The following is an 18,839-nucleotide window of genomic DNA, read 5'->3' as shown; positions in this document are numbered from 1 at the left end:
CCCGCCAATCGTGCCCCCGCCAATCGTGCCCCCGCCAATCGTGCCCCCGCCAATCGTGCCCCCGCCAATCGTGCCCGCGCCGGTTGTGCCTGTGCCGGTTGCGCCTGTGCCTGCGCCGGTCGTCCCTGCTCCTGTGGTGCCTGCGCTGGTCGTGCCCGATCCGGTCGTGCCTGAGCGCGATCGACCGCTTGGGGCGCCGGTGGTCGATCCGGCCGCGCCGGTTCCTGCTCCACCGCCTGTTCCGCTGCCGCCGGAAGGGGCGGATCCGGCCGCGCCGGTTCCCGCCCCGGCGCCGCCTGAGGATACGGCGGCGCCTGAAGACACGACGGCGCCGTTCTTGACGTCGTCGAGGGTCTCGCGGGCGGCGGCGAGGGCGGCCTTGGCGGCCTCGTAGTCCTCCCGGGCGATGGTGTCGTCGATCCGGGCGAGGACCTTGCCCCGGCGGACCTTCTCTCCCACCTTCACGTAGACCTTCTCGACCACGCCCTCCGCCCCGAAGGAGAGATCGCGCACCCCCGTGTCGACCGTGTTGCCCGCCGCCGAGACGTACGCCGTGACCGTGCCCCGCCTGACGGAGGCGAGCGACATCCGGCCGGTACCGGAGGAGTCGTCGCCGGTGGCGGAGATCACGGCGACGCTCGCGATGACGATCCCCGCCAGCGCGAGCCCTCCGACGCGGTATGGGGCGCTCGATCTCATGGCGGTCATCCTGCTGACGCCATGTCACCGGTGGCTTGGCCGTACCTGAAAGTTGTCTGTGGATGCGGCCTATAGGCGGACTGTCAGCAAACCCTCAGCATCGGCCGAGGTTGCCCGAAGCGGGGTTTGCCAAGGTTCGGGGTCGTGAAGCTGTCGACGAAGCGCGGGACGCTGGTCATCAACGGCGTTCTGGCAGTGCTCCTGCTCGGCGGGATCGCCGCGGCCTGGGCGTCGCTGGGAGGCGATTCCTCCGCCGGGGCCGCGCCGCTGACGACCCGGGTGGCCCGCGGGACCGTGCTCGCGTCGGTGTCGGCGTCCGGCTCCGTGGAGAGCGCCCGCACCCGGGCGCTCTCGTTCGGCACGAACGGTACGGTGCGGGACGTGCTGGTCGAGACCGGCGACAGGGTCAAGAAGGGCCAGGTGCTCGCCCGGCTCGACGACACGGCGGCCCGGGAGAGCCTGGAGGCGGCCAAGGCGAGCCTGGACGCCGCCGATGACGCCGACACCTCGACGGCCTCGGGCTACTCGCAGTACATCAACGCGAGGAACGCCTACCGGTCGGCGAAGCGGGCGCTGGCGGGGACGGTGCTCAAGGCGCCGTTCGCGGGGATCGTCACGGCGGTCAACGGTTCGGAAGGCGGGTCCTCGGGCGGGGGGTCCGGCGGATCCTCCTCCCAGAGCGGGCAGTCGCAGTCGTCGGCCCAGTCGCAGGGCGGGTCCACCGGCTTCGTCGAGATCGCCGACCCCGCGCGGTTGCAGATCGTGGGGAACTTCACCGAGGCCGACGTCACGAGGATCAAGACCGGCCAGACGGCGACGGTGACCTTCGACGCCCTCACCGGGGTGACGGCCGCCGGCAAGGTGTCCGTGATCGACCCGCAACCGCAGACGAACAACAACGTCGTGCAGTACGCCGTGACGGTCTCGCTGACCGGCGTCCCCTCCTCCGTACGGCTCGGGCAGACGGCCACGGTCCGGGTGACGGTGGGCAAGGCGGACGACGTGCTCACCGTGGCGTCCTCGGCGGTCACCACGGCGGGCGGGCAGGCGCTGGTGACCGTGCTGGAGAACGGCAGGCAGGTGGTGAGACGGGTGGAGGCCGGCCTGAAGGGCGACACGACCACCGAGATCAAGTCGGGGCTCCAGGAGGGCGACCAGGTGGTCCGGCCCCAGGCCACGACGACCGGCGGAGGCGGCGGCTTCCAGTTCCCGGGCGGCGGAGGCGGGTTCGGCCGCGGCTTCGGCGGGGGTGCGGGCGGTGGCGCGGGTGGGGGCGGCAGAGGCGGCGGCGGGGACGGCCGATGAACTCCGCCGCGCCGATGAACCCTGGCCCGCGGATGAACCCCGCCGCGCCGATGAATCCCGCCCTGCCGGTGACCCCCGCCCCGCCGCCTGTGCTCGTCCTCGGCCAGGTCACCAAGGTGTACGGCGAGGGCGAGACCGCGGTGCGCGCGCTGCGCGGGGTGTCGCTCACGGCCGAGCGCGGCGACTACGTGGCGATCATGGGGGCCTCCGGGTCCGGCAAGTCGACGCTGATGAACATCATCGGCTGCCTCGACGTGCCGTCCGGCGGCACCTACCACCTGGACGGCACCGACGTCGGCGCCCTCGACGAGCGGAGACTGGCGATCGTCCGCAACCGGAAGGTCGGGTTCGTCTTTCAGTCGTTCAACCTGATCCCCCGGATGAGCGCGCTCGCCAACGTCGAGCTTCCCCTGGCGTACGGCGGGGTGCACGCCGCGGAGCGGCGCCGCCGGGCGCTGGCCGCGCTCGACCGGGTGGGCCTCGCCGACAGGGTCCACCACCAGCCCAACGAGCTCTCCGGCGGCCAGCAGCAGCGGGTGGCGGTGGCCCGCGCGCTCGTCACCGCGCCGACCCTGCTGCTCGCGGACGAGCCCACGGGGGCCCTCGACAGCACGTCCAGCGGAGACATCATGAACATCTTCGACCGGCTCAGCGCGAGCGGCCGGACCCTCGTCCTCATCACGCACGAGGAGGAGGTCGCCGCCCACGCCAAGCGGGTCGTCCGCCTCATGGACGGCCGGATCGTGGACGACGTGCGCACCACCCCGGTCGGCGGCCCGCCGCCGCGGCTCGCCGAGGTGGCCTCGTGAACGCCGCGGAGGTCCTGCGCTTCGCGCTGCGCGGCCTGGCCGCCAACAAGATGCGCAGCTCGCTCACCATGCTCGGCATCCTGATCGGCGTCGCCGCGGTGATCCTGCTGGTCGCGGTGGGCGAGGGGTCCTCCCAGCAGATCCAGCAGAACATCCAGCGGCTCGGGGCGAACTCGCTGACCGTCACGCCCTCCACCTCGGGTGGCGGAGGCGGCCCCGGCGGAGTGGCCGCCCGGCTCCTCGGCGGAGGCGGTGGAGGCGGGGCCGGGGGCGGCCAGGGCGCACGGCAGAACACCGGTCCCCGCACCCAGGCCAGAGACCTGACCCTGGACGACGCGCGGGCGCTGGCCGACCCGGCGAACGCCCCCTCCGTCAAGAGCGTCTCGCCGGTCGTGACCGCCCAGTCCCAGACCGCGACGTACGAGGGGGCGAGCCACGCCATCGGGCAGTTCGTCGGCACCTATCCGAGCTATTTCGAGACGTCGAACAAGCCGGTCGTCAAGGGCGCCTACTTCTACAACGACGACGTGCTCGCCGCCCGGAAGGTCGTGGTCATCGGGCACACGGTGGCCGAGGACCTGTTCGGGGCGGTCGATCCGGTCGGCCGGCAGATCACCGTGTCGGGCGTGCCGTTCACGGTCGTGGGCGTGCTCAAGGAGGCCGGATCGTCGGGGTTCCAGGACGCCGACGACCTGGCGATCGCGCCGCTGCCCGCCGTACAGCAGAGCCTGACCGGGTTCGGGCCGCTGGGACAGATCCTCGTGCAGGCCAGGAGCGCCGAGACGGTCGACGCGGCGCAGAGCGAGATCGCCGGGGTGCTCGACCAGCGGCACGGGATCACGAACGCGGCGGGCGCCGACTACCGCATCCTCAACCAGGCGACCCTGCAGGAGACGGTCAGCGCGGCGACCGCGACGTTCACGGTCCTGCTCGGCGCGGTGGCGGCGATCAGCCTGCTCGTCGGCGGCATCGGCATCACCAACATCATGCTCGTCACGGTCACCGAGCGGACCCGGGAGATCGGCATCCGGAAGGCGATCGGCGCGCCCAGGGGGGCGATACTGGGACAGTTCCTCGCCGAGGCGACGATGCTCAGCCTGGTCGGCGGCCTGCTGGGCGTGCTGATCGCGGTCGTCGGCGCACAGTTCACGATCGCGGGCGTACGCCCGGTCATCGTGCCGGCCTCGATCGCGCTGGCGCTGGGTGTGTCGGTCGCGATCGGCCTGTTCTTCGGCAGCTATCCCGCCAACCGCGCCGCCGGGCTGCGGCCGATCGAGGCCCTGCGATTCGAATAACCACCCTCAACAGCGACCCCCCGAGCAGAGACCCCCCGAGCAGAGACCCCCCGAGCAGAGACCCCCCGAGCCGCGGACCCACCGAAGGGAGACGGATGTGAGCAGACACGACACAGAGGAGCTTCTGGAGAGTTCGCCGTTCGGCGACGACCTCCAGGAGGTGCTGGCGGCGCATCCGGCGCGGGCGGGCGCGTCGAAGGTGACCCTGGCCCTGGCCGGAGGCGTCCTGCTGGTGGCCGGGCTGCTCCTCGGCATCCAGGCGCACAAGCTCTTCGGCGGCTCGACGCCGGGCCGCGCGGCCGGAGCGGGCGCGTTCGGCGGGGGCCAGGGCCCCGCCGGTGGCCAGGCCGGTGGTGGTCAGGCGGGCGGTCAGGCCGGCCAGGGCGCCGCAGGCGGCGGGTACGGGCGAGGCGGAGCGTTCGGAGGCGCGGGCAGAGGCGCCGGAGACGGAACCGGGAACGCCGGTGGCGGAGCGGGTGGCATGACCTTCGGCACGGTGAAGCTGGTCGACGGCGACAAGATCTACGTCCAGACCATGAGCGGTGGGGTGGTCACGGTCATCACCTCCCATGACACCCGCGTCCAGGTGACCCGGGCGGGCAAGCTCGCGGACATCGAGCCGGGCAGCTTCGTCACCGTCGCCGGGACCGCCGACGCGGAGGGGCAGGTGGCGGCCACCTCCGTCACCCAGGGCACACCCGGCGGCAGGAGGGCGGGCTCGTGACCACCGAGGGCCGTCTGCTGGTCGTCGACGACGAGCCGGACATCAGGGAGCTTCTGTCCGCGAGCCTGCGGTACGCCGGGTTCGAGGTGATCACCGCGGGGACCGGGCGCGAGGCGGTGGAGCTCGCCGGCCAGGCGCGTCCGGACCTGATCGTGCTCGACGTCATGCTGCCCGACCTGGATGGTTTCGCGGTCTCCGACCGGCTCCGCCTGACGGGACGGCGGATCCCCGTGCTGTTCCTCACCGCGCGGGACGCCGCGGAGGACAAACTCGCCGGTCTCGGCCGCGGCGACGACTACGTGACCAAGCCGTTCAGCCTGGAGGAGGTGCTCGCCCGGATCCGGGCCGTGCTGCGCCGCACCCGTTCGGACGGCCCGCTCCCCGCCCGGCTGTGCGTCGCCGACCTGGAGCTCGACGAGGAGTCCCACCAGGTGTGGCGGTGCGGCGCGCCGGTGCGGCTCTCGCCCACCGAGTTCAAGCTGCTGCACTACTTCATGGCGAACCAGGGCCGGGTGCTGTCGAAGGCGCAGATCCTCGACCACGTCTGGCACTACGACTTCGGCGGAGACCGCAACGTCGTCGAGTCGTACGTCTCCTATCTGCGGCGCAAGGTGGACGCGGTCGAGCCGAAGCTGATCCACACCCTGCGCGGCGTGGGCTATGTCCTCCGTGCGCCGCGTGGGTGAGCGGCTCCGCGCCCTGACCCGGGCGAGCCGGAGGCTGCGCCTGCTCGGCGTCCGCGAGCTTCGGCGGCGGGCCGCGCGGACCCCGCTGTGGCTGCGGCTCGTCGCGGGGACGCTGCTGCTCGTGACGCTGGCGATCGCGCTGACCGGGGGCTTCGCCGTACAGCTCCTGCGGGGTTATCTGGTGGACCGGGTCGACGCGCAGCTCTCGGCGTTCGCCCGGCGCCCGTCGGAGCCGCCTTCCGCGTCGCGGCCGAGAGACCCGGACAGAGAGCCGGGCAGAGAAACGGACGCCGAGACGTTCTCGCGCCCGCCGAGGCAGTTCGGTTTCTTCTACATCGTCCTGCTCGACGACGACGGCAGGCTGCTGCACACGGTGCAGGAGCCACCGAACTCCGACCCGCCCGTGCTGCCCAAGCCCAGGGCCGACCGCGGGCAGTGGCTGTTCACGGTGGAGTCCCCCACGGGGGATCGGTGGCGGGGGATCGTCGTGCGCGAGGAGCGGCGCGGCCGCTTCCGCGTCGCCGCGGTCAGTCTCGCCGACATCGACGGCACGGTCTCCCGGCTCGTGCTCATCGTCACCGGCGTGGGCCTCGCCGTGGTCGTCGCGCTCGGCGTCGCCTGCTACTGGCTCGTACGGCACAGCCTGCGCCCGCTCGGGGAGATCGAGCGGACGGCGGAGGCCATCGCGGCGGGCGACCTGTCGCGGCGTGTCCCGCCCCGCCACCAGCGCACGGAGATGGGCCGGCTCGGCCGGTCCATCAACGGGATGCTCACCCAGATCGAGACGGCGTTCCGGGAGCGGGAGGCGTCACAGGAGCGGATGCGCCGCTTCATGGCCGACGCGTCCCACGAGTTGCGTACGCCGCTGACCTCGATCCGGGGCTACGCCGAGCTGTACCGGCAGCAGCGGTCGCAGGATCCCGAGATGCTGCTGCGCCGGATCGAGGACCAGGCCGTACGGATGGGCCTGCTGGTGGACGACCTGCTGCTGCTCGCGCGGCTCGACCAGCAGCGCCCGCTCGAACGCCGCCCGGTCGACGTGCTCAGCCTCGCGGCGGGAGCGGTGCTCGACGCGCAGACCCTGGCGCCGGACCGGGAGATCGACCTGTTCCGGCTGGACGGGTCGGACCGGCCGGTGCGGGTGCTCGGCGACGAGGCGCGGCTGCGGCAGGTCGTCGGCAACCTGGTGAGCAACGTCCTGCGTCACACGCCCGAGGGCACCGCCTTCCGCGTCGGCGTGGGCACCCTGCCGGGCCCGGTCGCGGTGATCGAGGTGGCCGACGACGGGCCCGGTCTCGCGCCCGGCGACGCCGGCCGCGTCTTCGAGAGGTTCTACCGCGCCGACCCCGCCCGCAGCCGGGCCGACTCCGGCGGCACCGGGCTGGGGCTGTCGATCGCCGCCGCCCTCGTCCAGGCGCACGGCGGCACCATCACGGCGGACAGCGAGCCCGGGCACGGTGCGGTGTTCCGCATCCGCATCCCCTCCTGCCCGCCCGTCGAGAAAGGCTGACAGATGCCAGGCACTTCGAGATCCGCCGTACGCGGCCCGGGTGGCGCCGCCTCGCTTCGTCGCCCGTACGCCGCGGTGGTCGCGGCGGTCCTCACCGTCGTGGTGGCCGGCTGCGGTGGCGGCGGCAGCGGTGGTGCCGCCGGGGGTGGTGCGGGCGACGGCGCGGGTGGCGGTGACGCGACCGCCGACCGGGCCGCGACCGCCGACCGGGCCGCGGGGGCCGGCTCCCGGGCGGCGTTCGCCGACTGCCTGCGCCGGAACGGCGTCACGCTGCCGAGCGGCCGCCCCTCCGCGTGGCCCAGCGGGCGGCCGAGCGGCCGGCCCAGTGGCAGGCCGACGGGGTGGCCGAGCGGAAGGCCCACCGCCTGGCCCAGCGGCAGGCCCAGTGACATGCCCGGTGACAGGCCGGGTGACAGGCCGGGTGACAGGCCGGGTGGCGGCTTCGGCGGGTTCCGCTCGATGGACCCGGCGACGCAGAAGGCGTTCGAGGCGTGCCGTTCGCTGCTGCCGCAGGGTGGTCCGGGCGGGTTCGGCCGGCGCGGCGTGGATCCCCAGGCCCTGCAGGCGTTCCGCACGTGCATGAAGGACAACGGCGCCGAGGTCTCCGGCGCGGTCCGCGTCCGCGACTTCGCGACGGCGGACCCCAAGGCCGCCAAGGCGTACGAGAAGTGCAAGGTGCTGCTGCCCGCCGCCACTCCCACCCCCGCCCCCGGCGCCTGACGACACCGGCGGCTGATTCGAGGGCCTTCCCCGGGGAAGGTCGGGTGTATGGCGGGGAACGACAGGCTGAGAGCGGCCCTGGAGAGCCTGCGGCGTCACCTCGATCAGGACCTGTTCCCCCTGGAGATCGGGGACGCCGCGGCCGACCGGCGCGTGCTGAAGGAGCTGCGCGGACAGCTCGACGACTACCTGCTGCCCCGCCTCGCCGCCATCGACGCTCCGCTGCTCGCGGTCGTCGGCGGCTCGACCGGAGCGGGCAAGTCGACGCTGGTCAACTCCCTCGTCGGCACGACCGTGACCGAGCCGGGGGTGCTGCGGCCCACCACGCTCGCGCCGACCCTGGTGTGCAACCCCGCCGACTCTCCCTGGTTCACCTCGCCGGTGATCCTGCCCGGCCTGGCCAGGGTGACGGGCGGAGCCATCGGCGGCGCGGCAGGGGGAGCGTCCGGCGCGGGACGGGGCGAGCCCGGCACCCTGCGGATCGCCCCCGTGGAGGCGCTGCCCCCCGGGCTGGCGCTGCTCGACGCCCCCGACATCGACTCGGTCGTCACCGCCAACCGGGAGCTGGCCGCGCAACTGCTCGCCGCGGCCGACCTGTGGCTGTTCGTCACGACCGCCGCGCGGTACGCCGACGAGGTGCCGTGGAGCTTCCTGCGCCTGGCCCGGGAACGGAGCACGGCACTCGCGGTGATCCTCCAGCGGGTGCCGGACGAGGCGCGCGAGCCCGTGGCCGCCGACCTGGCCCGGCTGCTCGCGGACAACGGCCTGGCCGGCACGCCGCTGTTCGCCGTACCGGAGCTGGCGCTGCCCTCGGAACGGGCCCGGCTGCCCGCACCCGCCGTGCAGCCGATCGCGACCTGGCTCGCCGACCTGTCGGTGGACGCCAAGGCCCGGGCCGAGGTGGTCCGGCGCACCCTCACCGGGGCGCTCGACAGCCTCGCGACCCGGGTGCCCGATCTCGCCGACCGCGTCGAGCGCCAGCGCACGGGCATCGCCGAACTGCGCGCCATCGCCGACAAGGCGTACGACGTGGCGATGTCGGCGTTCGACGAGGGCATGCGGGACGGCAGGCTGCTCCGCGGTGAGGTGCTGGCCCGCTGGCAGGACTTCGTCGGCACGGGCGACCTGATGCGCTCGCTGGAGTCGCGGATCGGCTGGCTGCGCGACCGCATCGCGGCGGCGTTCCGGGGTGGTCCCGCGCCCGACCGGGAGCTGCGCGTGGCGCTGGAGAGCGGGGTCGAGTCGCTGATCCGGTCCACCGCCGACGGCGCCGCCGAGCGGGCCGTCGAGGCGTGGCTGGCCCTGCCCGCCGGGCGCGACGTGCTGGACAGGTCCGGCGTCGCCGTCTCCGGGCGGCTCGGCCGCGCCTCCGCCGACCTGCCCCGCCGGGCGGGCGAGGCCGTACGCGCCTGGCAGGGCCACGTGCTCGACCTGGTGAGATCGGAGGGCGCCGACCGGCGCACGATCGCCCGGGCGGCGTCGTTCGGGGTGAACAGCCTGGGAGTGCTGATCATGCTGGCCGTCTTCTCCACGACGGGCGGGATCACCGGCATAGAGCTGGGCATCGCGGGCGGCACCGGCGTGCTGAGCCAGAAGCTGCTGGAGGCCGTCTTCGGCGACCAGGCCGTACGCACCCTCACGCAGGAGGCCCGGGAGGACCTGCGCCGCCGGGTCCGCGCACTGCTCGACGAGGAACGCGCCCGCTTCTCCTCGCTGGTCGAGGGGCTGGGCCCGGCCACCGAGACGGCGGCGCGGCTGCGGGAGGCGGCCAAGGCCGTACAGGAGAGGGGCGATTTGTGAAGCTCCTGCGCAGGAAGGCGGAGGTGTCGCTGGACGACCGCCTGGAGGCGCTCGCGGAGGCCGCCGACCTGGCGGAGGGCCGGCTCGGCCCCGACACCGTGGAGCGCGCCCGCGCCGTGGTGACACGGGCCGGCGTACGGCGGGGCCTGTCGGTGGACCACACGGCCGTGGCTCTCGCGGGGGCGACGGGCAGCGGGAAGTCGTCGCTGTTCAACGCGTTGTCCGGGACGGATCTCGCGACTGTGGGCGTGACCCGGCCCACCACGTCGAAGGCGCAGGCGGCCCTGTGGGGCCCGGACGGATCCGGCCCGCTGCTCGACTGGCTCGGCGTCCCGCTGCGGCACACCGTCGAGGGGGAGTCGCCGGGGCTGATCCTGCTCGACCTGCCCGACCACGACTCGATCGAGCTGTCCCACCGCGAGGAGGTGGACCGCCTCGTCGCCGTGGTCGACCTGCTGGTGTGGGTGCTCGACCCGCAGAAGTACGCCGACGCGGCCGTGCACGAGCGTTACCTGCGGCCGCTCACCCGGCACCGGGACGTCATGGTCGTCGTGCTCAACCAGGTGGACCGGCTGCCCGAGCACGCCGTCAAGCGTTGCCTGGACGACCTGCGGGGCCTGCTGGCGGCCGACGGCCTGGACGGCGTGCCGCTCCTCGCCGTGTCCGCCCGCACCGGTGCGGGCCTCCCCGAACTGCGGAAACTGCTCGAAGGAGAGGTCTCCCGCCGCCGCGCCTGGTCGTCGCGCCTCGCCGCCGACGTGGCCTCGTCCGCCGCGGCGCTCTGGGCCGACACCCGGCCCGCGGTCACGGCCGACACGCCGGTGACCGTACGGGCACTCGCCCCCGGCCCGGACACCCCGGCACTGACGGCGGCACGCCTGTCCGCGTCGGCGGAGGCGGAGGCACGCGTGCCTGGTTCGGCGGAGACGGCCGTACGCGTGTCCGCTTCGGGGGAGGCCGCGGCGCGTGCTCCCGTTCCGGCTGAGGCGGCGCCCTCGCGCACGGACGCCCGGACTCCGGAGACGGCGCGGCAGGGCCCGGCGTCCACCGGACCGGCGTACGTGGGGCCGAGGTACGCGGGGACGGCGCCGGCCGGGCGGGATCCGGTGCGGGTGCCGGGGCCGGGGGATGTGGTCGTGCCCGAGGTCACCGTGAGCAGGGCCCTCACACGGGCGCTCGCCCAGGCGGCCGGAGTGCCGGTCGTGGTGGAGGCCGTCGCGAAGTCGCACCGGCACCGCTCGACCGCCGCGACGGGATGGCCGGTGACGCGCTGGCTGCGGAAGCTGAGGCCCGACCCGCTGCGCCGCCTGCACCTGGCACGGGGCAGCCGGTCGTCGCTGCCCCCGGCGACCGCTGTGCAGGCGTCCGAACTCGACACCGCGCTCCGCGATGTGGGAGTCGCCGCCTCGGCGGGCGTGCCCGAGCCGTGGGCGACAGCCGTACGGCACGCCGCCCGCTCGCGCTCGGGAGAGCTGACCGACACCCTGGACCGGGTGGTCGCGACCGTCTCCGGCGGCGCGTCCCGGCCTCCTCGCTGGTGGCGCGTGGCCGGGGCGGCCCAGTGGCTGACCGTCGCCGCGATGGCCGCGGGGGCGATCTGGCTGCTCGTGGTGTTCGGGCTCGACTATCTGATGCTGCCCCGGCCGTTCACTCCGACTCTGGGCCGGGCGCCCTGGCCGACCGTGCTGCTGATCGGCGGCGCGCTGCTGGGAGTGCTGATCGCCCTGGTGTTCCGGGCGGCGGCCTGGCTGGGCGGACGCCGCCGGGCACGCAGAGCCGCCAAAGCCCTGCGTGCCCGGATCGAGCAGGTCGCCGCGGAGCTGGTCATCACGCCCACGCGGGACGAGCTGACCCGCTACGCCCGGTTCGCCGAGTGCGTGACCGTCGCCGCGTCCTGACCACCCTTAACCATGGCGACGACTTCACCACGTCGGCCGGGACCGCAGCCATGTGGGTCCACGGCGCGTTCGCTCAGCTGCTGACCATGCGCGCCTGGGCGCGCCGGGTCAGGGGCGTTCGGCGGGCGGGATGGTGCCCGACGGGTCGGGCGCGACGGCGTGGGCGGGGTCGGGGTTGGCGCTGGCCAGGGTGTCGAGGTTCGGACGGCCGGCCTCGATCCGGCGCGGCCCCATCTCGCTGTCCTCGGCCGCCGCCTTCGCCTCGGCGGCGGCGCGCTCGGCCTCCGCGACCGCCTCGCTGCCCGCCGCGCTCAGCTCACGCCTGCCGCTTTCCGCCGTGGTGGCGGAGGAGGCCGGCAACGCCTCGGTGAACGCCTTCGACACCGAGTTGAGCGCCGAGGTGACCTCGCTCGGGATCACCCAGAACGTGTTGCCCTCGCCCTGCGCGAGCTGGGGCAGCACCTGGAGGTACTGGTAGGCGAGCAGCTTGGGGTCCGGGTCGTTGCGGTGCACGGCCTGGAACACCTCGTCGATCGCCTGCGACTGGCCCTGGGCCTTGAGGATCTGCGAGGTCCGCTCGCCCTCGGCCCGCAGGATGGCGCTCTGCTTCTCGCCCTCCGCCGTGAGGATCTGCGACTGCCGCTGGCCCTCGGCCGTGAGGATCGCCGCGCGCTTGTCCCGCTCGGCGCGCATCTGCTTCTCCATCGCGTCCTTGATGGTCTTCGGCGGGTCGATCGCCTTGATCTCGACCCGGTTGACCCGGATGCCCCACTTGCCGGTCGCCTCGTCGAGCACGCCGCGCAGCTGGCTGTTGATCACGTCGCGGGAGGTGAGCGTCTTCTCCAGGTCCATGCCGCCGACCACGTTGCGCAGGGTCGTCACGGTGAGCTGCTCGACGCCCTGGATGAAGTTGGCGATCTCGTACTCCGCCGCCCGGGGATCGGTGACCTGGAAATACAGCACCGTGTCGATGTCCACCACCAGGTTGTCCTCGGTGATGACCGGCTGCGGCTGGAACGACACCACCTGCTCGCGCAGGTCCAGCAGTGGACGGACCCGGTCGATGTACGGGATCACGAAGTTCAGGCCGGGACCGAGCGTGCGGTAGTACCTGCCCAGGCGTTCGACGTTGCCCGCCCGGGCCTGCGGCACGATGCGGACCGACCGTAGGACTGTGAAGACCACGACCAGGGCGATGATGAGTCCAGCGATGACTGCTCCGTCCATGCTCACTACTCCCGGGGATATACGAGGGCGGTGGCGCCCTCGATCTCTATGACGTCGACCGTGGCCCCTGCCGGGATCACGAGCGTCTCGTCGTATGCGCGGGCCGACCACTCCTCGCCGCCGATACGCACCCGGCCGTCCCTGCCGGTGACCTCGGCGGTCACGTACGCGGACTTGCCGACCAGTGCGGACACCCCGAAGTGGCGCGGTGGAGGCTGCTTGATGTGCCGCAACGCGAGGGGCCGTATTCCGGCCAGGCCGGCAGCGGAGGCGATGACGAACACGGCGAGCTGGAGCGCGGGCGGCAGCCCGACGAGCGCGACCACCGTCGTGAGAAGGGCCGCGATCGACAACAGTCCCAGCGCCGCGGTCAGCGTGAAGAGCTCCGCGACGCCCAGCACCGCCGCCAGGATGAGCCATACGATCCAGGAGTCCATTGCCGCCTCCATAGCAATGAACGAATGTCATCGCCGTCTGGTTCCTCCATCAAACCTCACCTGCCGGGGAAACGGCGAGACCGGGGGCGTCGCGGGCGGGGAGGCGGCGGTTCAGCGTCCCGCGGTTTCCGGAGCGGACGGCGCGCGTGGAGCGGCTGGAGCGCCCGGCAGCCGTGACCCGGCGGGCAACAGCGGTTCGCACGCGTCCACCGCCGCTCCTTGAACTCCTCCCCGGCCTGAAGGCCGGAGATTCTCCCGTCGTGTCGCGGTCAGGCGGCGCGCGGGGGTTGACGCTTCGCGGACCGGGCAGCCCCGAGGTCTCCACGTCCTGACACCGCAGTTCCTGCGGCGTTGCGTATGTTGATCGCGGCGTTGGTGTCGGCGTGCCCGGCCCACCCGCACGCGGGGTTGACGCAGGCGTACCTGATCCCGTTCCGGGCCGCCGGGTCGCGGTGCCCGCACCGGTGGCAGGTCTGCGACGTGCCCGCGGCGGGCACCTTCACCACAAGGCCGCCGCGATCACGGGTTTTGTATTCCAGCAGGGTGACCGTGCGGCCCCACGCCTGCCCGGTGATGGCGCGGTTCAGTCCGGCCTTCTGCCGCACATTCCGGCCGGGGCGCTCGACCGTGCCCTTGGCGGAGCGGACCATGGTCGTAATCGTCAGGTCTTCCACCACGACCACGCCGAAGGTGCGCGCGAGTTCGGTGGTGGTCTGGTGCTGCCAGTTCAAGGCTCGGCGCTTGGCTGTCGCGCGGAGCCGGGCGATCCGGTCGTAGGTGCGGGCCAGTCGTCTGGACATGGGCCGGCCGGGAGTGCGAGTACGGCGCTGGCGGGCGGACTTCTTCTCCAGCCGGCGCAGGCGTTGTTTCTCGCCGTCGCGCAGCCAGGGCCCGTGCTCGCGCATCGTGCCGTCCGAGAGGGCCAGGGCGACGGTGATCCCCCGGTCGATCGCGACCGGCTCGCCCCGGTGGGCGACCGGGGCCGCCGCGACCACTGCTTCGGTGCGGAACACGATCTGCCACCCGAAGGCGTCCTTGACCAGGCGCGCTCCGGTGATCCGCCCGGCCGGGCCGCCCCTGGTGACGCCGGGCAGGTCCCTGGTCCACCGGAACCGCACCCGCCCGACCTTGGGCAGGTTGACCGCACCCCACCGCCGGTTCAGCCGGGCGATGTTCAGGTCCCGCCCCTGGGGGACATCCACAGCAGGCCGGGACCGGGACCGGCTCTTGAAGCCGGGCCGCCCGGCGGGGTGGCCGGGGTCGAAGAAGTTCGCCCACGCCTGCCGGTAGGTTCTCAGCACCGCTTGCGCCGCCTGGGCGGGCAGCCGCCCCATCCAGTCGATCTCCCGGCGCGCCTGCCGGATCGCCGCGTCGCAGTCCTGCACCGTCGCCAACCGGCCCTGCCGGAAGGTGCAGAACTCGTGCAGCAGGTTCCACAACGCGCGAGCAGCGTGGGCCTGACCGTCCAGCACCGCCATCTGGGCGGCGGTGAGGTCGAGTCGCGCCACGTGCGCCCGCGCCTGCCTGGCCACCTCCACGCCCTGATCGTACCCCCGGGTTTACGCGACCGTGACGGAATCCACACTGTGAGTGACCAGATCTGCGGCGCGGACGCCAACCGCACTGAAGGAACCGCACTGAAGGGCGTCTCGGAGCGGATCCCAGCGAGATATACAGCGCTCCCGTCCGCTGGTACCCCCGTGGAGCGGGCACTTCTGGGTGCGGCCCGCCTTGCCGGAAGCGTGGGCAACACACCGCTCACGGTCCTCAAGCACCACATCGACCAGCAGAAACGACCCATGTGAGCGGACAGTGTGAGCATCTCTCCCGCCAGGGCTTGACCCATGAGCCGACCTGATCACGGGCGGAGGGCCAGGACACGCTCGCGCCCTGGCAGGCACTCCCGCGTGGGCCTTCACCCCCGGCGTGAACGCCGGAGCACTGGCCCACAGGTCGGTAGATCCGCGATGAGCCGTCGACCCGCTCACCTCTGATGTCCAGGTTGACCAGGCCGTCGGAGGAGAAGGTGACGTCGGGGAAGCCGGGCAGGTCGTGCGCGCGCATGCAGGCCGTGAAAGCGGCGCCGGTGTCCGCGCCGGTCGTGCCGCTCGCCGCGGCGGCCGGGGTGGAGGTCCCGGCCGTACGCTTCGCAGTCACGGTGTCCGCGCCGGTCGCGCGGTTACCGGCGGCTTCTCCGCCCGTGGCCCCGCCTGCGACCCTGCCTGTGATCACGCCGAACAGTACGGCGATCACAGCCACGGTCGCCACGGCACTCAGCACGATCGCCGGGCCGGAGACGGTCCGCGACGTCCGTCTTATCGTCGGTCGCATCATCGTGACGCTCCTCGGAGAGTAGGGACCTGCCGATGCGCCCGAGTCAAGCCGGGCACCGGTTACGGGGACGGAACCGGAGCGGTTACCCCGCTGTAACCGGTGGACGCGGCATGCTGAAGATCGTGAGGGTGCTGCTGGTCGAAGACCACGAGGAGCTGGCCAGGACGGTCGCCGCGGGACTGCGCCGCGAGGGCATGGCGGTCGACGTGGTGCTGGACGGACACGCCGCACTCGTCAACGCCGCGGTCAACGACTACGACGTGATCGTCCTCGATCGGGACCTGCCCGGCTTGCACGGCGACGAGGTGTGCAGATCGCTGGTCCAGTCGGGGCACCCGGCGCGGGTGCTGATGCTGACCGCCGCCGGCGCGATCGACGACAGGGTGACCGGCCTCGGCATCGGCGCCGACGACTATCTGCCCAAACCGTTCGCGTACGCCGAACTGGTGGCACGGATCCGGGCGCTGGCCCGGCGATCGCAACGGGCTCTGCGGCCGGTGCTCGTCCACGACGACCTTCGTCTCGATCCGGCCGCGCGGACCGCCACCCGTGCCGGCCGTCGCCTGCTGCTGAGCCCCAAGGAGTTCGCCGTCCTGGAACTGTTGCTGGCGGCCGAGGGCGCCGCGGTCTCCGCCGAGGAGCTGCTGGAACACGCCTGGGACGAGTTCGCCGACCCCTTCACCCAGACGGTGAAGGTGACCATCAGTCGGCTGCGCCGCAAGCTGGGCGACCCGCCGCTGATCGAGACCGTTCCGCAGGCCGGATACCGCATCTGAGCCGCTCCCGTCACGGCCGCCCCGGCGCCCGCGCCCGACACCCACCACGCCGATCACAGATGACCGCCGGTCTGGAGGTTCAGTGAGGACCGTACGGCTGCGCCTGACCCTGCTCTACATGGGCCTGTTCCTGGTGGCCGGGGCGCTGCTGGTCGGCCTCATCTACGTCCTGGTCCGCTTCTCGCCCTTCCCCGGCCCGGCACTCGCTCCCCCGGCCCCCGGCGGCGGACCGCCCGCCGGGACGCCCGGACCGGACCACGTCGCGCAGGCCGCGCACCTGCGCCGCCTGCTGGTGAACTCCCTGGTCGCGTTCGCGGTGGCGGCCTTCGCGGCGACGGTCCTGGGCTGGTTCGCGGCCGGGCGGGCGCTGCGGCCCCTGGGGGCGATGGCCGCGACCGTCCGGCGCATCACCGCCGAACGGCTCGACCGGCGGCTGCCCGTCTCCGGGCCGGACGACGAGCTCAGGCGACTGGCCGTCACCTTCAACGACCTGCTCGACCGGCTGGAGGGGACGTTCACCGCGCAGCGGAGGTTCGTCGCCAACGCCTCCCACGAGCTGCGCACGCACCCCGCTGACTCTGCAACGGGCCACGGCCGAGATCGCGCTCGCCGATCCGGAGGCCGACGCCGCGTCGTTGCGTGCCGTGCTGGGACGCATGCTGGCGGCCGGGGAACAGCAGGAACGGCTCATCGAAGCGCTGCTCACCCTGGCCCGGAGTCAGCAGGGCCCGCACCGGCGGGAACGGCTCGACCTCGCGGCGGTCACCGTGCAGGCGCTCCGCCACCAGGACGCCCCGGGCCACCAGGACGCCCCGGGCTACCAGGACGCCCCGGGCTACCAGGACGCCCCGGGCCACCGGGACACCCCGGGCCACGAGGACACCTCGGGCCACCGGGACGCCTCGGGCCGTCGGGGCGACCCGGACCCGCGGATCGAGGCGTCGCTTCACCTGGCGCCCGCGTCCGCCGACCCCGCTCTGATCGAGCGTCTGGTCACGAACCTCCTCGACAACGCGCGGAGGCACAACGTGCCGGGCGGGTGGATCACCGTGTGGACGGGCGCGGCGGACGGCCGTCCCACGCTCAGGATCCGCAACAGCGGCCCGTTGATCCCCGCGGAGCGCGTCCCCCTGCTGCTGCAGCCCTTCCAGCGGATGGAGAGCGGCAGGAAGGCCGACCAGGACGGGCTCGGACTCGGGTTGTCGATCGTGGTCGCGATCGTCGAGGCCCATCACGGCACGCTGGACGTCTGGCCCCTCGCTGAGGGAGGGCTCGACGTGACCGTCGCCCTGCCCGGTCCCGTCCCGGAGGAGGGCCCGGCCTGACCGTCGCCCCGCAGGGCGCTGCCGGCGAGCCATCGGGGCCAGGAGAGCTGCCAGTAGCCCCAGCCGTTGTTCCACTCCAGGCTGCGGGAGGTGCCGGTGACGACGACGGGGTCGCCGCGCAGGGCGTGGTCGTAGAACCATCGGGCCTGGTCGGGACGGACGTTGACGCAGCCGTGGCTGACGTTCGTCCTGCCCTGCGCCCACGTGTTGTCCATGGCGTGGACGTACTCGCCGCTGTTGGAGATCCGCACGGCGTAGCCGATGAGCTTGTCGTAGTAGCCGGGGTCGCCCTCGCGGCGGCCCGGCGACACCATGCGGACGGGGTTGCCCTTGTCCATCGTGAGATGCGTGCCGCTCGACGTGGTGTATTCCCTGGTGGTCGCCATGCCGGCGCTGATCGGCATCCGCTGCGCCACCACGCCGTCCTGCCGTACGACCATCTGGTGGGCCCGGGTGTCGACGGTGCTGACCATCGCCCGTCCGACGGTGAAGGCCACGCTCCGGTCGGCGACGCCGTACGTGGCGGGACCGGCGCGGACCCCGGCGAGGTGGGCGGTGAAGCGCACCTTCGTGTTGGCCGGCCACATCCTGCGGGGACGGTAGACGACCTGGGCGGGCCCCGGCCAGTGCCAGGCGCCCTCGGCCGGCCCGCGCACCTCCAGCGCGCGCTCGACGGCCGCGCGGTCCTCCACCGGCCGGGTGAACGTCACGATGATCGGCATGCCGATCCCCACCGTCTCCCCGTCGTACGGCGCGACCGAGGCGACGGCCACCTCACGGCGCGGGCGGAGGGTGCGGAACCCGCCTGCGGCCTGGCTGGTCACGCCATCGGCCCCGACGGCCACGGCGTCGACCACGTACTGCGTGCCGGGACGCAGCGTCCAGGAGGACCGCCACACGGTGTGGGACGGATCGAACGCGCCGGGCACCGGATCACGCCCCGCGAACGCCAGCACGCTGGTCAGGCTGCCGCCCTCGGCCCGGACGACGAGGCCCGCCTCGGGCGGCGCCGCGGTCGTGCCCGAGGCCGGGACGATCGTGATGCGCGGCGCGGGCGGCACGCGTACGGCGCAGCCGGCGGAAAGCGCCGCACACCCCGCCAGCAGCACCGCGAGCACCGCGCGACCCGCGGGACGCGCGAATGACAGCCGGAGCGCCACGCGGGCCCCGAGCGGCGCCGCTGTGGCGCGTCCGGTGGGTGACGGTCTCAGCGCCGCGCGGGCCCCGAGCATCACGCGGCCGGTGCGGCGGGCCGGCCGGCCGGGCCGGGTGCCTCGCCGGGGATGCTCGGGTA

16 protein-coding genes and 2 pseudogenes are annotated in these 18,839 nt (G+C 73.5%); 13 read left to right on the top strand and 5 right to left on the bottom strand.

Annotation, left to right across the window (positions count from 1 at the left end; all coding sequences use genetic code 11):
• Positions 1-699, bottom strand: a pseudogene (locus Mam01_RS25745) (HlyD family secretion protein); the annotation flags it as partial.
• A gap of 144 nt (positions 700-843) precedes the next feature.
• Between Mam01_RS25745 and Mam01_RS25740 the strand changes: the two are divergent.
• The 9 genes from Mam01_RS25740 (at position 844) to Mam01_RS36920 (ending at position 11,446) form a co-directional block, all read left to right on the top strand.
• The gene (locus tag Mam01_RS25740) at positions 844-2,004 is read left to right on the top strand and encodes an efflux RND transporter periplasmic adaptor subunit (protein ID WP_204287771.1); all 1,161 of its coding nucleotides are present in this window, start codon (positions 844-846) and stop codon (positions 2,002-2,004) included.
• A 50-nt stretch (positions 2,005-2,054) separates the two neighbouring features.
• Positions 2,055-2,813 (top strand): ABC transporter ATP-binding protein, encoded by a 759-nt coding sequence (locus Mam01_RS25735; protein ID WP_204287782.1) that lies wholly within the window; start codon positions 2,055-2,057, stop codon positions 2,811-2,813.
• Complete coding sequence (locus tag Mam01_RS25730; protein ID WP_204287770.1) at positions 2,810-4,108, top strand: ABC transporter permease; 1,299 nt, start codon at positions 2,810-2,812, stop codon at positions 4,106-4,108. Before Mam01_RS25735 ends, Mam01_RS25730 begins: the two co-directional genes overlap by 4 nt.
• A 97-nt stretch (positions 4,109-4,205) precedes the next feature.
• Positions 4,206-4,832: a hypothetical protein gene (locus Mam01_RS25725; protein WP_204287769.1), complete on the top strand. Its 627-nt coding sequence runs from the start codon at positions 4,206-4,208 to the stop codon at positions 4,830-4,832.
• A complete protein-coding gene (locus Mam01_RS25720; RefSeq protein WP_204287768.1) occupies positions 4,829-5,518 on the top strand; it encodes a response regulator transcription factor in 690 nt (229 codons plus the stop codon). Before Mam01_RS25725 ends, Mam01_RS25720 begins: the two co-directional genes overlap by 4 nt.
• On the top strand, positions 5,511-7,028 hold the full coding sequence (locus tag Mam01_RS25715) for a sensor histidine kinase (protein WP_239101611.1): 1,518 nt from the start codon (positions 5,511-5,513) through the stop codon (positions 7,026-7,028). The genes Mam01_RS25720 and Mam01_RS25715 overlap by 8 nt, the downstream gene beginning before the upstream one ends.
• A gap of 3 nt (positions 7,029-7,031) precedes the next feature.
• Positions 7,032-7,748, top strand: coding sequence for a PT domain-containing protein (locus Mam01_RS25710; RefSeq protein WP_204287766.1), 717 nt, complete (start codon positions 7,032-7,034; stop codon positions 7,746-7,748).
• Between the two features lie 48 nt (positions 7,749-7,796).
• A complete protein-coding gene (locus tag Mam01_RS25705) occupies positions 7,797-9,548 on the top strand; it encodes a P-loop NTPase family protein (protein WP_204287765.1) in 1,752 nt (583 codons plus the stop codon).
• Positions 9,545-11,446: a GTPase gene (locus tag Mam01_RS36920; protein WP_239101610.1), complete on the top strand. Its 1,902-nt coding sequence runs from the start codon at positions 9,545-9,547 to the stop codon at positions 11,444-11,446. Before Mam01_RS25705 ends, Mam01_RS36920 begins: the two co-directional genes overlap by 4 nt.
• 108 nt (positions 11,447-11,554) lie before the next feature.
• Here Mam01_RS36920 and Mam01_RS25695 read toward each other — a convergent pair whose 3' ends face one another.
• The 3 genes from Mam01_RS25695 to Mam01_RS25685 form a co-directional block, all read right to left on the bottom strand.
• Complete coding sequence (locus Mam01_RS25695) at positions 11,555-12,673, bottom strand: SPFH domain-containing protein (protein ID WP_204287764.1); 1,119 nt, start codon at positions 12,671-12,673, stop codon at positions 11,555-11,557.
• A gap of 5 nt (positions 12,674-12,678) precedes the next feature.
• Positions 12,679-13,110, bottom strand: a complete 432-nt coding sequence (locus Mam01_RS25690; RefSeq protein WP_204287763.1) for an NfeD family protein — start codon at positions 13,108-13,110, stop codon at positions 12,679-12,681.
• A 269-nt stretch (positions 13,111-13,379) separates the two neighbouring features.
• Complete coding sequence (locus Mam01_RS25685; protein WP_239101609.1) at positions 13,380-14,648, bottom strand: RNA-guided endonuclease InsQ/TnpB family protein; 1,269 nt, start codon at positions 14,646-14,648, stop codon at positions 13,380-13,382.
• 464 nt (positions 14,649-15,112) lie between these two features.
• Between Mam01_RS25685 and Mam01_RS25680 the strand changes: the two genes are divergently transcribed.
• From Mam01_RS25680 to Mam01_RS25665, 4 genes and pseudogenes are all read left to right on the top strand, one after another.
• Positions 15,113-15,466 (top strand): hypothetical protein, encoded by a 354-nt coding sequence (locus Mam01_RS25680; RefSeq protein WP_204287762.1) that lies wholly within the window; start codon positions 15,113-15,115, stop codon positions 15,464-15,466.
• 100 nt (positions 15,467-15,566) lie between these two features.
• Positions 15,567-16,220, top strand: a complete 654-nt coding sequence (locus Mam01_RS25675) for a response regulator transcription factor (RefSeq protein ID WP_204287780.1) — start codon at positions 15,567-15,569, stop codon at positions 16,218-16,220.
• A gap of 118 nt (positions 16,221-16,338) precedes the next feature.
• Positions 16,339-16,668 (top strand): annotated as a pseudogene (locus tag Mam01_RS37745) (two-component sensor histidine kinase); the annotation flags it as partial.
• Between the two features lie 196 nt (positions 16,669-16,864).
• Positions 16,865-17,545 (top strand): sensor histidine kinase, encoded by a 681-nt coding sequence (locus Mam01_RS25665; protein WP_239101613.1) that lies wholly within the window; start codon positions 16,865-16,867, stop codon positions 17,543-17,545.
• Here the strand turns inward: Mam01_RS25665 and Mam01_RS25660 are convergent.
• Positions 17,452-18,663, bottom strand: a complete 1,212-nt coding sequence (locus tag Mam01_RS25660) for a L,D-transpeptidase (protein WP_239101607.1) — start codon at positions 18,661-18,663, stop codon at positions 17,452-17,454. The genes Mam01_RS25665 and Mam01_RS25660 overlap by 94 nt on opposite strands.
• Positions 18,664-18,839: the final 176 nt, after the last annotated feature.

The organism is Microbispora amethystogenes, from assembly GCF_016863015.1.
In the GTDB taxonomy this organism is placed as follows: domain Bacteria; phylum Actinomycetota; class Actinomycetes; order Streptosporangiales; family Streptosporangiaceae; genus Microbispora; species Microbispora amethystogenes.
The sequence above is the reverse complement of the archived record's forward strand: the minus strand, read 5'-3'. Positions and strand labels throughout refer to the sequence as shown.

Coding starts and splice junctions, on each gene's coding strand:
- Mam01_RS25690 (WP_204287763.1), bottom strand. CDS start 13,110: ATGGACTCCTGGATCGTATGGCTCATCCTGGCGGCGGTGCTGGGCGTC.
- Mam01_RS25705 (WP_204287765.1), top strand. CDS start 7,797: ATGGCGGGGAACGACAGGCTGAGAGCGGCCCTGGAGAGCCTGCGGCGT.
- Mam01_RS25710 (WP_204287766.1), top strand. CDS start 7,032: ATGCCAGGCACTTCGAGATCCGCCGTACGCGGCCCGGGTGGCGCCGCC.
- Mam01_RS25735 (WP_204287782.1), top strand. CDS start 2,055: ATGAATCCCGCCCTGCCGGTGACCCCCGCCCCGCCGCCTGTGCTCGTC.
- Mam01_RS25695 (WP_204287764.1), bottom strand. CDS start 12,673: ATGGACGGAGCAGTCATCGCTGGACTCATCATCGCCCTGGTCGTGGTC.